General features: G+C 67.9%; 11 protein-coding genes and 1 riboswitch. Of the genes, 4 read left to right on the top strand and 7 right to left on the bottom strand.

The window, feature by feature from the left end:
• Positions 1 to 27 precede the first annotated feature (27 nt).
• Together BST15_RS05350 and BST15_RS05345 are read left to right on the top strand one after the other, a co-directional pair.
• The gene (locus BST15_RS05350) at positions 28 to 2,214 is read left to right on the top strand and encodes a malate synthase G (protein ID WP_046189065.1); all 2,187 of its coding nucleotides are present in this window, start codon (positions 28 to 30) and stop codon (positions 2,212 to 2,214) included.
• Positions 2,215 to 2,282: 68 nt separating this feature from the next.
• A complete protein-coding gene (locus tag BST15_RS05345) occupies positions 2,283 to 4,382 on the top strand; it encodes a substrate-binding domain-containing protein (RefSeq protein ID WP_046189066.1) in 2,100 nt (699 codons plus the stop codon).
• 40 nt (positions 4,383 to 4,422) lie between these two features.
• Here the strand turns inward: BST15_RS05345 and BST15_RS05340 are convergent, their stop codons facing one another.
• Both BST15_RS05340 and gcvP read right to left on the bottom strand, forming a co-directional pair.
• Positions 4,423 to 6,060: a hypothetical protein gene (locus BST15_RS05340; protein ID WP_131701179.1), complete on the bottom strand. Its 1,638-nt coding sequence runs from the start codon at positions 6,058 to 6,060 to the stop codon at positions 4,423 to 4,425.
• 109 nt (positions 6,061 to 6,169) lie between these two features.
• The gene (gene gcvP, locus BST15_RS05335) at positions 6,170 to 8,995 is read right to left on the bottom strand and encodes an aminomethyl-transferring glycine dehydrogenase (protein WP_046189068.1); all 2,826 of its coding nucleotides are present in this window, start codon (positions 8,993 to 8,995) and stop codon (positions 6,170 to 6,172) included.
• A 171-nt stretch (positions 8,996 to 9,166) separates the two neighbouring features.
• Positions 9,167 to 9,264, bottom strand: a riboswitch (glycine riboswitch).
• A gap of 127 nt (positions 9,265 to 9,391) precedes the next feature.
• On the opposite strand from gcvP, the gene BST15_RS05330 reads away from it, so the two are divergent.
• Together BST15_RS05330 and BST15_RS05325 are read left to right on the top strand one after the other, a co-directional pair.
• On the top strand, positions 9,392 to 10,300 hold the full coding sequence (locus BST15_RS05330) for an oxygenase MpaB family protein (protein ID WP_046189069.1): 909 nt from the start codon (positions 9,392 to 9,394) through the stop codon (positions 10,298 to 10,300).
• Positions 10,297 to 10,923, top strand: a complete 627-nt coding sequence (locus BST15_RS05325; protein ID WP_046189070.1) for a TetR/AcrR family transcriptional regulator — start codon at positions 10,297 to 10,299, stop codon at positions 10,921 to 10,923. The genes BST15_RS05330 and BST15_RS05325 overlap by 4 nt, the downstream gene beginning before the upstream one ends.
• A 59-nt stretch (positions 10,924 to 10,982) precedes the next feature.
• Here the strand turns inward: BST15_RS05325 and BST15_RS05320 are convergent, their stop codons facing one another.
• The 5 genes from BST15_RS05320 to gcvH all read right to left on the bottom strand — a co-directional run bounded on the left by BST15_RS05320 (position 10,983) and on the right by gcvH (position 14,283).
• Positions 10,983 to 11,618 carry a MerR family transcriptional regulator gene (locus tag BST15_RS05320; RefSeq protein WP_046189071.1) on the bottom strand — a complete coding sequence of 212 codons (636 nt, stop codon included), beginning with the start codon at positions 11,616 to 11,618 and terminating at the stop codon, positions 10,983 to 10,985.
• A gap of 233 nt (positions 11,619 to 11,851) precedes the next feature.
• Complete coding sequence (locus tag BST15_RS05315; RefSeq protein WP_046189072.1) at positions 11,852 to 12,346, bottom strand: bifunctional nuclease family protein; 495 nt, start codon at positions 12,344 to 12,346, stop codon at positions 11,852 to 11,854.
• A gap of 125 nt (positions 12,347 to 12,471) precedes the next feature.
• Positions 12,472 to 13,209: a transcriptional regulator FtsR gene (gene ftsR, locus BST15_RS05310; protein WP_046189073.1), complete on the bottom strand. Its 738-nt coding sequence runs from the start codon at positions 13,207 to 13,209 to the stop codon at positions 12,472 to 12,474.
• Positions 13,209 to 13,694 (bottom strand): glycogen accumulation regulator GarA, encoded by a 486-nt coding sequence (garA, locus tag BST15_RS05305; RefSeq protein WP_046189074.1) that lies wholly within the window; start codon positions 13,692 to 13,694, stop codon positions 13,209 to 13,211. The genes ftsR and garA overlap by 1 nt, the downstream gene beginning before the upstream one ends.
• Before the next feature lie 175 nt (positions 13,695 to 13,869).
• Positions 13,870 to 14,283, bottom strand: a complete 414-nt coding sequence (gene gcvH / locus BST15_RS05300) for a glycine cleavage system protein GcvH (protein WP_046189075.1) — start codon at positions 14,281 to 14,283, stop codon at positions 13,870 to 13,872.
• Positions 14,284 to 14,290: the final 7 nt, after the last annotated feature.

Raw genomic sequence — 14,290 nt, 5'->3', positions numbered from 1 at the left:
GGTAGGTCGGCTATGAGGGAGGAAATCATGACGGATCGGGTGTCGGTGGGCGAGTTGCAGGTCGCTCGCGTGCTCTACGACTTCATCACTGACGAAGCCCTGCCGGGCACCGGTGTGGACCCCGACAGCTTCTGGGCCGGCGTGGACAAGGTCGTCACCGATCTGACGCCCAAGAACCAGGAGCTCCTGGCGCGTCGTGACGAACTGCAGGCACAGATCGACAAGTGGCATCGCCACCGGGTGATCGAGCCGCTGGATACCGAGGCCTACCACGCCTTCCTCACCGAGATCGGCTATCTGCTGCCCGAGCCCGAGGACTTCACCGTCACCACCGCCGGTGTGGACGACGAGATCGCGGTGCAGGCCGGCCCGCAGCTGGTGGTTCCCGTCCTCAACGCCCGCTTCGCTCTCAACGCCGCCAACGCCCGGTGGGGTTCGCTGTATGACGCCCTCTACGGGACCGACGTGATCAGCGAGGACGGCGGGGCCGAGAAGGGAACCGGATACAACCCCGTGCGCGGCGACAAGGTGATCGCCTACGCGCGGCGGTTCCTCGACGATGCCGTGCCGCTGGCCAACGGTGCCTGGACCGAGGTCAAGAGCTTCGCGGTGACCGACGGCGCGTTGGTGGTCACACTGGGCGACGGCCTGCAGACCGCCGTGGCCGGGCCCGCCGAGTTCGTCGGCTACACCGGCGAGGCCGAATCGCCGTCGTCGGTGCTGCTGACGCACCACGGCCTGCATGTCGAGATCCTCATCGACCCGACCTCGCCGATCGGGTCCACCGACGCCGCGGGCATCAAGGACGTGGTGCTCGAATCCGCCGTCACCACGATCATGGACTTCGAGGACTCGGTGGCGGCGGTCGACGCCGACGACAAGGTGCTGGGTTACCGCAACTGGTTGGGGCTCAATCGTGGCGACCTGTCCGAGCAGGTCAGCAAGGGCGACAAGTCCTTCACCCGCACCCTGGCCGGCGACCGTGAGTTCACCGCACCCGACGGACAGACGCTGACCCTGCCGGGCCGCAGTCTGATGTTCGTGCGCAACGTGGGTCATCTGATGACCAATGACGCGATCGTGTTCAGCTCCGGCGCCGAGGTGCCCGAGGGCATTCAGGACGCGCTGTTCACCGGGCTGATCGGCATGCACGGCCTGACCGCCTCCGAGGGCAACGGGCCGCTGCTCAACAGCCGGACCGGGTCGATCTACATCGTCAAACCCAAGATGCACGGCCCGGAGGAAGTCGCTTTCACCGCTGAGCTGTTCAGCCGGGTCGAAGACGTGCTGGGCCTGCCGCAGGGCACCCTCAAGGTCGGCATCATGGACGAGGAGCGCCGCACCACGGTGAACCTGCGGGCGTGCATCAAGGCCGTCGCCGACCGCGTGGTGTTCATCAACACCGGCTTCCTGGACCGCACCGGCGACGAGATCCACACCTCGATGGAGGCCGGTCCCATGGTGCGCAAGGCCAGCATGAAGTCCCAGCCGTGGATCCTGGCCTATGAGGACAACAACGTCGACGCCGGACTGGCCACCGGCCTGACCGGTCACGCCCAGATCGGCAAGGGCATGTGGGCGATGACCGACCTGATGGCGGACATGGTCGTCCAGAAGATCGGCCACCCCCGCTCGGGTGCCAGCACCGCATGGGTTCCCTCCCCCACCGCAGCGACCCTGCACGCGATGCACTACCACCAGGTGGATGTCTTCGCGGTGCAGAAGGAACTGGCCGGAAAGCGGCGCGCCACAATCGAACAGCTGTTGACCATTCCCCTTTCGGAAGGTCTGGCCTGGGCCCCCGACGAGATCCGTGAAGAGGTCGACAACAACTGTCAGTCGATCCTGGGCTATGTGGTCCGCTGGATCGACCAGGGTGTGGGCTGCTCGAAGGTGCCCGACATCCACGACGTCGCCCTGATGGAAGACCGTGCCACATTGCGGATCTCATCGCAGCTCCTGGCGAACTGGTTGCGCCACGGGGTGATCACCGCCGACGACGTGCAATCCAGCCTGGAGCGAATGGCCCCGGCGGTGGACCGCCAGAACGCCGGTGATGCCAGTTACCGGCCGATGGCCCCCGAGTTCGAATCCAGCATCGCGTTCGCGGCTGCACGGGAATTGATCCTGTCGGGGACCACTCAGCCCAACGGCTACACCGAGCCGATCCTGCACCGGCGCCGGCGCGAGTTCAAGGCTCAGGCCGGTCTCTGACCCAACGCAGAACCGAATGGACAACACCGTGGCCGGGCAACTGACCAGGCGGAGAGGACGCACCCACCGTGGGTAGGCACAGCTTCCCCGGCCCGGACGACTCCGACGACGAGCCGGTCCGGGGCGGGGAGCCCGAAGAAGACCAGTTCGACAGCGGGCCAGAATTTTTCGGTTTCGGCGATCCGGACGACGACGACTATGTCGACGACTATCAGGACGCGTTCTACGACGAGTCGACGTACGACCCGGGCAACGTCGGATATCGCGACACCGGCTACGACGACTCCGGCTACAACGATGCCGACCCGGCGCAGTACATGCGTCGCGGCGGTGAGCCCGATGAGGAGTCGCGCTATCGCACCGGTCCCTTCGGTGCGATCGGCGACGCGCCCGTGCCCGATCGCGACGAGCCACGCGGTGGCCATCGCGACCTCGACCGGTGGCGCCGGCATCGCAACGACTCGAGTCCGCGCGGGGTCAGCGTTGGCGTGGTCGCCGCGCTGGTGACGGTGATCGTCGTGGTGGGCGCGGTGATCCTCTGGCGCTTCTTCGGCAATTCGCTGTCGCACAGATCCGCGGTCGCCGCGGGCAACTGCGCAGCCGGCGATCTGACCGTGGCCGTGGTCGCCGATCCGTCGATCGCCGACCATGTGCAGGGATTCGCCGACAAGTTCAACAAGTCCGCCAAGCCGGTCGGCGATCGCTGCGTGTCGGTACAGGTCAAACCGGTTGATTCTGATGCCGTCGTCAGCGGCTTCATCGGCGAGTGGCCCGCTCAACTCGGGCAGCGTCCGGCGTTGTGGATTCCGGGCAGTTCGGTCTCCACCGCCCGGCTGCAGGCCTCAGCGGGCGCCGAGACCGTCAGCGACAGTCGATCTCTGGTCACATCACCGGTGCTGCTGGCGATCCGCCCCGAGCTCAAGAGCGCCCTGCAGAAGCAGACCTGGGCGAGTCTGCCGGACCTTCAGACCAATCCCGACGGGCTGGGCCCGCTCGGGCTGGCCGGTTGGGGCTCGTTGCGCCTGGCACTGCCGATCGGCGGCAACGGCGATGCCGCTTACCTGGCCGGCGAGGCGGTGGCCGCCGCCGCCGCGCCCAAGGACGCTCCCGCCACCGACGGTGTCGGGGCGGTGCACCGGCTTGCCGGCGACCAGCCCAAGCTCGTCGATGCCTCCCTGGCCGAGGCGATGAACGTGCTGCTGCGGCCGGGAAACCTGGCCGACGCACCGGTGCACGCGGTGGTGACCACCGAGCAGCAACTGTTCACCCGCGGGCAGTCGCTCTCTGACCCGGCGACCACACTGAGCTCGTGGCGGCCTCCGGGTCCGGTGCCGGTCGCCGACTATCCCACGGTGTTGCTGGCGGGCTCCTGGTTGTCGCAGGAACAGGTCAGTGCCGCCAGTGAGTTCGCCCGGTTCGCGCGCAAGCCCGACCAGCTGGCCGAGCTGGCCAAATCGGGATTCCGCGTTGAAGGTGTCGCGCCGCCGAACAGTGAGGTCACGGGTTTCCCCGCGGTCTCGGACACCCTCACGGTGGGTGATGAGGCGACCCGCGCCGCCCTGTCCAACGCGCTGACCACCTTGCCCGGCAGCGCGGCGGTCACGGTGATGCTGGACCAGTCGATGACCACCGACGAAGGCGGGAAGAGCCGGCTGGCCCATGTGATCGCCGCCCTGGATCAACGGCTCACGGCGCTGGCCCCCAATTCCTCGGTGGGTTTGTGGACCTTCGACGGCACCGAGGGCCGCAACCTGGTGGCACCCGGTCCCCTGGACGAGCCGCTCACCGGCGGTACCCGGGCGCAGAACCTGACCAGCGAACTCAACGACCTGAGTTCGATTTCCGGCGGCGCGGTGTCGTTCACGACGCTACGCCTGGTCTACACCCAGGCATTGGCTAATTTCGTTGCCGGACAAAGCAATTCGGTTCTAGTTATCACGGCGGGTCCGCACACCGACCGGACTTTGGATGGTCCCGGACTCCAGGAGTTCATCCGGACCAACGCCGACCCGCAGCGACCGGTGGCCGTGAACGTCATCGACATCGGAGCCGATCCCGACCAGGCGACCTGGCAGGCCGTGGCCCAATTGTCCGGCGGCACGTACCAGAATCTGCGCGGGGCCAACACGCCCGAGCTGGCCGGCGCCCTGAACGCGCTGCTGAACTGAGAGACGGGCCAACGCGGCATCCCGCGCGGGCGCTGCCGTCCTAGGAGGCCAGCATGGCCAGAAGCTGTTGCGGCATGCTCACGAACAGCTCGGTGAATGTTCCGCCGAAGGAGCCGACGCTGGCACCGGCCAGCTCCACATTGCCCTGGGCGAAACCCTCCAGCAGATCGGCCAGGTAGGGGTTGACCCAGTCGCCGAACAGATCGCCGAGGTTGAGGGAGAAGTCGTCGAGGCCCAGCAGGCCGACCACGTCGCCCACATCCGTGCCGTTCAACAGCCAGGTGAGGTCCAACCCGAGGGGGCCCTCGACCAAGACACCGCCCAGTACGCCGCCCAATCCGTCGAGCACGCCGCGCAGGGTGAGATCGCCGAGGGAGTCGGCGAAGCCGAGCGCATCCAGTACACCGCCGATGGTCAGACTTCCCGCCGACAGCAGCGTGGAGCCTACGGTGCCCAGCAGAGAGCTGAGGGTGTCGTCGATCTGCACGTCACCCAGGACGTCACCGAGCGTGTAGGTGTTGAGCAGTGCTTCCAGGTCGTCGGGGGCCAGCAGGCCGGTGACGAAACTCGTCAGCAGGGTGCCGACCAGGGGAATGGGATCGAAGAGATCGGCCGCGCTCGAGCTGAGCCAGCTGATGGCCTGGGTGAGCAGGCCCGCGTCCGAGAGCAGACTGCCCAGCGGCAGCCCGCCTAGGTCTCCCTGGCCGAGACCGACGAGCACCTGACCCAGTCCCATGGGAATGCCGGCGTTGATCCCGAACGCTCCCAGCACGTCGACCAGCCTGTAGTCGTCGAGTTCGAGGTCAAGGTCGAGGTTGCGGTAGAAGTCGGTGTCGGGTCCCAGCTCGCTCAACAGGGCGGGCAGGCTGTAGCGGCTCAACCCCAGGTCTCCCAGGCCCAGGAAGTTGAGCAACTCCCCCAGGGTGCCGACGTCGGTGGCCTGCTTCAGCAGATCTCCGAGGCCCTCATCACTCAATCCCAGGCCGGTGAGCAGGCTACCCAGGGTCAGGGTGCCCTGACGCACCTGGTCGATGACGTCGTCGAGTCCGAGGCCGGCCAGATCCGGGGTTCCCAGCCCCACCATCTCCAGCAGCCGCGACAGACTGAGGTCGATCTCAAGGTTCTGCTCGGGCGCCAGCACGCCGTTGAACATCGGGATGGTGACGATCCCGTCCAGCAGAGACAGGTTCTGTTGGCCGTTGAGGTAGGCATCCGCGAGGGTGGCCGGAGCGTTGAACAACGCGGTGAAGGCGGTCTGGGGGTCGCCCAGGTCGTTGACCACACCGACGAGCGCGTTCAGGGTCGCCACGTGTGAGGCCAGGCCGGCAATCAACAGCTCCAGGCCCGGCGACAACTGCACCGAGACCGTCGCGGGCAGCGACGTGACGTCGGTGTCGACCGTCAGCGCGAAGTTGCTGGCCGCGTCGATCACCCCGGCGGGGTTGGCCAGCGTCGCGGTGAGCACCTGCCACATCGCCGACCAGTCCGCGCCGGCACTGATGCGTTCGATGTTGCCGATCGTGTTGGCGAACAGCTCTCCGTAGGAGGTGGTCAGCGTCACGGCCGGCGATACCTCGGCCGCCCGGGGCGAGACCGCCACGGGAGCGACCGTGACGATCCCGGCGCTGATGAGGGCGATCCCGGCCGTGGCACAGGAGCGAGAGAGGGGCTCGGGCACGAGTCCTCCTAGATGCAAGCCGCAACCCTGGATTGGGTAAGGGCGATCCTAGACGCTTTTGGGGTTCGACTGAGACTTTGCTGTCTCTTTGCCGAAGACGCCGGCCCGCTCAGGCGAAATCTTCCACCGGAGGACACGAGCAGACCAGATTGCGGTCGCCGAAGGCCCCGTCGATGCGGCGCACCGGAGGCCACACCTTCGGCCGGAAGTCACGCCCCAGCGGATAAGCGGCCTGCTCGCGGGTGTAGGAGTGTTCCCACTTGTCCACCACAAGGCATTCGGCGGTGTGCGGTGCCCCGCGCAGCGGATTGTCCTCGACCGGCCATTCGCCGGCGCCGACCCGCTCGATCTCGCCGCGAATGGCGATCATCGCCTCGCAGAATGCGTCGAGCTCGGCCAGGCTCTCGCTCTCGGTGGGCTCCACCATCAGGGTTCCCGCCACCGGGAAGCTCATGGTCGGTGCGTGGAAACCGTAGTCGGCCAACCGCTTAGCCACGTCGTCAACGGTGACGCCGGTGCTCTTGGTGATCTCCCGCAGATCAAGGATGCACTCGTGGGCGACCATGCCGTTCTCACCGGTGTACAGCACCGGGTAGTGCTCGTTCAGGCGACGGGCAATGTAGTTCGCCGACGCGATCGCGGTCAGCGACGCCGCACGCAGGCCGTCGGCGCCCATCATCCGGATGTAGGCCCAGGTGATCGGCAGGATCGACGCCGACCCGTAGGGCGCCGCCGACACCGGCGGCCCGGCGGGCAACTCAGCGGCCAGCGGGTGCCCGGGCAGGAACTCGGCCAGGTGCGCGCGCACCGCCACCGGGCCGACGCCGGGTCCGCCTCCGCCGTGCGGGATGCAGAACGTCTTGTGCAGGTTCAGATGGCTGACATCGCCACCGAATCGGCCGGGCCGGGCCAGTCCGACCAGCGCGTTGAGGTTGGCTCCATCGACGTAGACCTGTCCGCCCGCATCGTGGACGGCCGCGCAGATCTCGGCGATGTCGTGTTCGTAGACGCCGTGCGTGGAGGGGTAGGTGATCATCAATGCGGCCAACGCCGGCGCGTGCGCGGCGACCTTGGCGCGTAGGTCGTCCAGGTCGACGTCGCCGTTGTCACGGCAGGCCACCACCACCACCCGCATGCCGGCCAGCGCAGCCGAGGCGGCGTTGGTGCCGTGTGCGCTGGAGGGAATCAGGCAGATGTCGCGGTGGGACTCGCCGCGGCTGGCGTGATAGGCGTGGATGGCCAGCAAGCCCGCGTACTCCCCCTGCGACCCGGCGTTGGGTTGCAGCGACACCGCGTCGTAGCCGGTGATCGACGCCAACCAGCCTTCCAGCTGCGCGATGAGCTTCCGCAGACCCGCGGCGTCAGCGGCCGGGGCGAACGGGTGCTGACGCGCGAATTCCGGCCAGGTGATCGACTCCATCTCGGCGGCGGCGTTGAGCTTCATCGTGCACGATCCGAGCGGGATCATGCTGCGGTCCAAGGCGATGTCCTTGTCCGACAGGGACCGCAGGTAGCGCATCATCGCGGTTTCGGTGCGGTAGCGCACGAACGCCGGGTGGGTGAGGAACTCCGAGGTGCGGGTGGCGATGGCGGCGGCGGTGGGTTCGACCGCGGCCAGGCCGAAGGCGTCCAGGACCGCGGCCACGTGCACATCGGTGGTGGTCTCGTCGCAGGCCACCGAGACGTGGTCGGCATCGACGCGCCACAGGTTGATGCCGGCCACCTTGGCCGCGGCGATGATCTCGTCGGCACGACCGGGCACCCGGGCCAGCACGGTGTCGAAATATCGGTCATGGACCAGCGCGTCCCCGAGTGCTGCACCGATCTTCGCGGCCTGGGCATGCACGCGCCGCGCGATCGCGGTCAGGCCTTCGGCGCCGTGGTAGCTGGCATACATGGCAGCCATCACGGCCAGCAGCACCTGCGCCGTGCAGATGTTGGATGTCGCCTTGTCGCGCCGGATGTGCTGCTCGCGGGTCTGCAGCGCCAGCCGGTAGGCGTCGGCGCCGTCGCTGTCCCGCGACACTCCGACCAGCCGGCCGGGCAATTGACGGGCATGACCGGCGTGCACCGCCAAGAATCCGGCGTGCGGGCCGCCGAAGCCCATCGGGACCCCGAAGCGCTGGGCGCTGCCGAACGCCACGTCGGCGCCGATCTCCCCGGGCGGCGTGAGCAACGTGCAAGCCAGCAGGTCCGTGCCGACCGCCACCAGCGCGCCTCGCCCGTGGGCGGCCTCGATCAGGCTCGTCCAGTCCGTGATCCGGCCCGAGCGCCCCGGCTCCTGCACGATCACTCCGAAGAAGTCGCCGTCGGGCATGCCCTCCCGCAGGTCTGCGGTGACGATCTCGATGTGCAGTGGCTCGGCCCGAGTCGCCAGCACCGCGGCGGTCTGGGTGAACACGTCGCTGTCCACCAGCAGTCGGTGGGAGGTGCCCCGGGTGGCGCGATGCATCAGCGTCATCGCCTCGGCGGCGGCGGTGCCCTCGTCGAGCATCGAGGCGTTGGCGATCTCCAAGCCGGTCAGCTCGGCGATCATGGTCTGGAAATTCAGCAGCGCCTCGAGTCGGCCCTGGCTGATCTCCGGCTGGTAGGGCGTGTAGGCGGTGTACCACGCCGGGTTCTGCATGATGTTGCGCAACAACACCTGCGGGGTCAGCGTGTCGTAGTAACCCTGGCCGATCATGGACACCGCGACGGTGCTGGCGTCGGCCAGATCACGCAGTTCACGCAGCGTCTGGGCCTCGGTGGCGGGGGCCGGCAGAACATCGAGTCCCGGCGCAACGCCGTCGCCGCTCAGGGCGTCCAGAATGCCTGCGGGCACGGCCTTGGCGGCGAGGTCCTCGAGGGACGCGATCCCGATGGTGGCGAGCATCGTGCTGATCGACGCGCTGTCCGGGCCGATGTGCCGGTCAACAAAGCGGGATTCGGTGGGCACAGACACGGGGGCTCCTGGACGCTAGACGACGGCGAGACGTATTCGTGTCCTCCCCCTCTGTCGTCTGCCCGGCCCGGGCGCCTGAGAGATTCGGCACCGCGATCACCTGCGGCGCCTTTCCCCATGGGCGGGTGCGACCCAGCTGGGCGGGCACCGCTTTCCAGAGGCATCAATGCCGGCGCGGTCCGGGGGCCTGAGAGGTTGACGGAGAGGTATTGCTCCTTCGGCGTCCGCGGCTGGCTGCCGCGGAACTCTCCCGCGCGGGGCTGATGCGGAGCCAATACTACCCGCCGTCCGACGCGCGGCCGCAGCCCCGACCGGAACAGGCCTGGCTCACCCTTCCCCGTGGTGGTATATCTAGTACACAATTTGTCACATTCATACCAAAGGGTGGAGATGGGCACGCTACGGCAACGCATCATCGAGGAGTTTCACGCCACCGCGGGCCGCCACGACGACCCCGGCATCTACGGCGGTCCGCCCGGAGACCCAGGTCTGGTCGGTCCGGGCAGCGTCTCCTGGGAGGTGAACGCCGACCTGGCCGCGGTGTCACAGGCCGGCCTGTCGGCCATCGTGCTGGAGATTCTGCATCCGTCGGTCGTCGCCGGGGTGCAGGACCTCTCGTCGTACCGGCAGGACCCGTTCCGGCGCGCCCGCACCACCCTGGGATACGTGTTGACCACGACCTTCGGCAACACCGAGGCCGCCACACAGCTGATCGAGCAGGTCAAGTCCATCCATGCCCACGTTTCGGGCACCAGGCCCGATGGCGTGGCATACCGGGCGCTCGATCCCGAGCTGCTGGCCTGGGTGCACACCTGCATCCCGTGGATGATCATGCGGGTGTTCGAGCGCACGAACCGACCGCTGACGCCGCACGAACGTGATCGCTACCTGACCGAACAGGCCACGATCGGCCGGATGGCCGGCGCCGATGAGGTGCCCTCGACCATGGCCGAACTCGATGACTTCGTCTCCCGCATGCGCCCGAAGCTCAGCGTCAACGCACAGACCCGCGAATTCATTGAGTTCCTGCTCACCGCCCCCTTCCTGCCCCGGCTGCCCGACCCGCTGGACCGCAGCATGCACCGGTTCGCGGTGCATGCCGGCATGAGTTATGCCCCCCGGTGGGCGCGTGAACTCACCGGATTCGATCACCCCTCGCTGCTGGCGCGGCGTCTGATCAGCCCGGCGCTGCAGGTCGACGCCCGCCGGACCCGGTGGGCATTCGGCGTACCCCCCTACGCCCGATTGGCGCGTGACCGTGCCGCCGGTGTCGCCGCCACCGCAGCCGGGGCGCCATGATCGACCCTCATCTCGTCAGCGTGATCGGCCAGGCCGTCACCGGACCGCCGCCCGAGCACGCCACCGACCCCACCGCCCAGCGCATCCTCGACGCCGCCGTCCAGGAAGCCGCGACGGCGGGCCTGCGCCGCATCACCATCGAGGACGTGGTCCGGCGCGCAGGGGTCTCCCGCATGACCGCCTACCGGCGCTATCCCCGGCGCGAAGACCTGATCCAGGCGCTGATCCGCCGAGAGACCCAGCGCTTCCTGGCCGCGGTGGCCGACGCCATCGACAACACCCCTGACCGCAATCACGGCGTCGCCGAGGCTTTCGTGGCCGCCATCAGCTTCGCCCGGACACATCCGATGCTCAGTCGCGCGGGCCAGTTCGAGCCGCTGCCGGCCGCCGATTCGGCGGATCTGCTCGCAATGGGCGCAGCGTTCATCGCCAACTACCTTCACGGCGAAGCCCCCGGCAGTCCTGGGCAGCCGCAGCGCTGGGTGGCCGACGTCTTTGCCCGGCTCTTTCTGACTTACGTCTCGATGCCGTCCACCGATCCGGATTTCCGCGATGACGCGGCGCTGCGCCGCTTCGCGCAGGAAGTCCTCACACCGATGGCCGAACGCGTTGTCGGGACGTAAAACCGCCGACCCCAAGGGTTTTCGACGGCGCTGCACGCTGTCGGTGTCGGCTTTGGGCGCTACCCGGTCTTGCGGTCGCGGAACTTGCGGCGGCTGGCCAGCTCGTCTTCCGGTGCGGCGATCGACTCGCCGCCGTCGGCCCGCTCACCGGGGAACTCGGAGATGACGCCAGTCAACTCGCGCATCGCGCCGGAGACTGCGATCCCGAACACGCCCTGGCCACCTTGCAGCAGGTCAACGACCTCTTCAGCCGAGGTGCACTCGTAGACCGTGGTGCCGTCGGAGAACAGCGTGATGTTGGCCAGGTCCTGCACCCCGCGCTCGCGCAGGTGGTCCACGGCGATACGGATGTTGTGCAGCGAGATTCCGGTGTCCAGGAGTCGCTTCACGATCTTGAGCACGAGAATGTCTTTGAACGAGTAGAGCCGCTGACTGCCGGAGCCTGCCGCGCCGCGGATCGAGGGCACGACCAGCGAGGTGCGGGCCCAGTAGTCGAGCTGGCGGTAGGTGATGCCGGCGACCTGGCAGGCGCTGGGGCCGCGGTAACCGACGAGCTCATCGGGAACGGAGTCGTCGGGGAACAGCCCGCCCTGTACCGGCCGAGCGGTGGCGGACGGAGTCGCAGGGACCGCGCGGTCACCCGTGTCGGGTTGACCCGTGAAGTCCAGCTGTTCCTGCCCAGGTTGATCGCCCACGCTGCTTCCTCTCGCCGATCGCGCTCGTTGCCACTGGCTGGCCAGCGGCCGCGTTTGCTCTTGCCCGAGTTGGTCGTGAGCATACGCCGTCCGACGAGCTGCTGTGCAGTTGTTCCCGCCGTGGTTCAAGTATGCGGGCCGCGTTTTGCGGGCAATGCTTTCCGCCGGGCGTGTCGCGCTGACCGCGGAGAGATGAGACCCGTCTGTGACGAGGCTGAGTCCGCCGCGCCGAGTCAGGTTGCTTTGAAATCGTCCGGCGACACGCTATCGAGGAATTCCTTGAACTTCTCCACCTCGTCTTCGCGTACCGCGCCGGCGCTCTCGTCGTCGTTCTCGTCGGGAATCAGCAGACCGGCCTCGGCCAGCACCGACTCCTCGACGTAGATCGGCACTCCCACCCGCAGGGCGATGGCCACCGAGTCCGACGGACGCGCCGACACCGTGATGTCGCGGTCGAAGATCAGATCGGCGTAGAACGTGCCCTCTTGCAGATCGACGATGCGGACCTCTTTGAGCGAGTGCCCCAGTGCGCCGATGAGGTCCCTGATCAAGTCGTGGGTCAAGGGCCGGGCCGGCTCCACGCCCTGCTGCTCCAGGGCGATCGCGGCGGCCTCGGCCTGCCCGATCCAGATCGGGAGGTATCGGTCACCATCGGCCTCGCGCAGCAGCAGTACCGGCTGGTTCTGCGGCTGCTCGACGCGGATGCCGACCACGCGTACTTCACCCATCTCCAGTCAGCCCTCCGCGTTCGCCCGTGTACCAGGTTCGTATGTGTCCCAGTATGACTCGCCGTGACACCGGCGGTCGGACAACCGCAGGCCGTGCGACGAGCCGTCGAAGCGAAGTCTAGTCCTCAGCCGTGCAGTACGTCGTGGACCGAGGACTTGAGCAGCGCGGTGTGCAGCGCGATCGCCAGCGCCGCGACCTCCCGGGCCACGTCGTCGGCACGGTCCCGCCCGCCCGCCTTGCCGCCCTTGACCAGCGGACCCGCGATCTGGGCGATCAGGTCGGACTGCCGGTCGGCCGCCGAACGGAATGCCCGCAGGTGCCGCGCTTCGACGCCGAAATCGGCCAGCCCCCGCGCGCACTGGACTATGACGACCGCGTGTTCGTCGAACAGTCCGCCGGGCCCGGCGTTGATCACACCCGATCGGACCAGTGCCGTCAGCAAGGCGTCATCGCCACCCGAGCGAGCCAGGACATCCTCCCGACTCAGCCGCACCTGGCGCGGCGGGGCCGGGAGGTCCGTCCCAGGGTGGCTGGGCTCCCTTCCCGCCGACACCAGCCGCGGGGTGGGATACGGCGACTCGGCCGACGGCAGCGCGCCATCCGGTTCGGCGTCCAGCCGTGCCTTGATCACTTTCAGCGGCAGATAGTGATCGCGTTGCGCGGTCAGCACGTAACGCAAACGAGCGCAGTCGTACGCGCTGAACCGCCGATAGCCTGACGCCGCACGCTGCGGCATGACCAGCCCCTCGGTCTCCAGAAAACGAATCTTGGAGACCGTAACGTCGGGAAAATCCGGGCGGAGCAGATCCAGTACCGCTCCGATCGACATCCCGGCAAGTTCAGGGCTGTCAGGCGCGCTCACTAGCTGCCCGGCCCGGCCTCGGTCTCAGCCGTCTTCGGGCCGGTCAGGAATACCAGGCGGAACTTGCCGACCTGGACCTCGTCACCATTGACCAGGACCGCCGAGTCGACCGGCTCACGGTTGACGTAGGTCCCGTTGAGGCTGCCGACGTCGACGACCTGAAACTCGTTGCCCTCCAGCCGGAACTCGGCATGACGGCGACTCACGGTGACGTCATCGAGGAAGATGTCGCTGTCGGGGTGCCGGCCCGCTGCGGTCACCGGCTGGTCCAGCAGGAATCGCGATCCGGCGTTCGGCCCGCGCTTGACGACCAGCAGCGCGGAACCCGCAGGCAGCCCCTCCACACCCGAGGTCAGGCTATCGCCACCCGCCTGGGCGGGGGCGTCGAGTTCGCTCAGGAAATCGGCGCGGAAAACCGATGTGGTTTCCGCGGTGACCTCATCGCCTGCCTGGTCTTGCCCCGTTGCCGGGTCCTTCTCCGTCACGCACTACTCCTCACTGGCCGCTGATCTGCTACCTGGTCGCACCTGCCGGACATCTGTTGCGCCCAACCCCGAATCGTTGAGTCGACCGTACCGCGCAGCGGTACGTCATGTCCCCCGCACCGCGGGATCGTGTCGCCGGATGCCAGGCGCGTCCCGGCAGGCAGGCTAGCAACCGTCATTCCGACAACGTCGCCCGGTAGGCCTCGGTGCTCAGCAGCCCTGCCAGGCTCTGGTCCAGGCCCGCCGAATCCGCGTTTGCCACCTGGAGTTCCAGCAGCCACCCGGCGCCGTAGGGGTCGGAGTTCACCAGCTGTGGGTTCGCGTCCAACTCGGCGTTGACGGCGATCACCGAGGCGGTGATCGGCGCGTAGAGGTCGGAGACGGACTTGGTCGACTCCACCTCGCCGAACGCCTCGCCGGCGGTCACCTCGGTGCCCACGGCAGGTAGCTGAACGAAGACCACATCGCCCAGCGCCGCCTGCGCAAAATCGGTGATACCCACCCGGACGGCGTCGGGGCCGGTGCGGCGAACCCACTCGTGCTCGGCGGTGTAATACAGGTCGGACGGAACTGAACTTTCCGAACTCACGGTGATC

Origin of the sequence: Mycolicibacter arupensis, assembly GCF_002086515.1 — a bacterium.
Taxonomy (GTDB): Bacteria; Actinomycetota; Actinomycetes; order Mycobacteriales; family Mycobacteriaceae; genus Mycobacterium; species Mycobacterium arupense.
The sequence above is the reverse complement of the archived record's forward strand: the minus strand, read 5'-3'. Positions and strand labels throughout refer to the sequence as shown.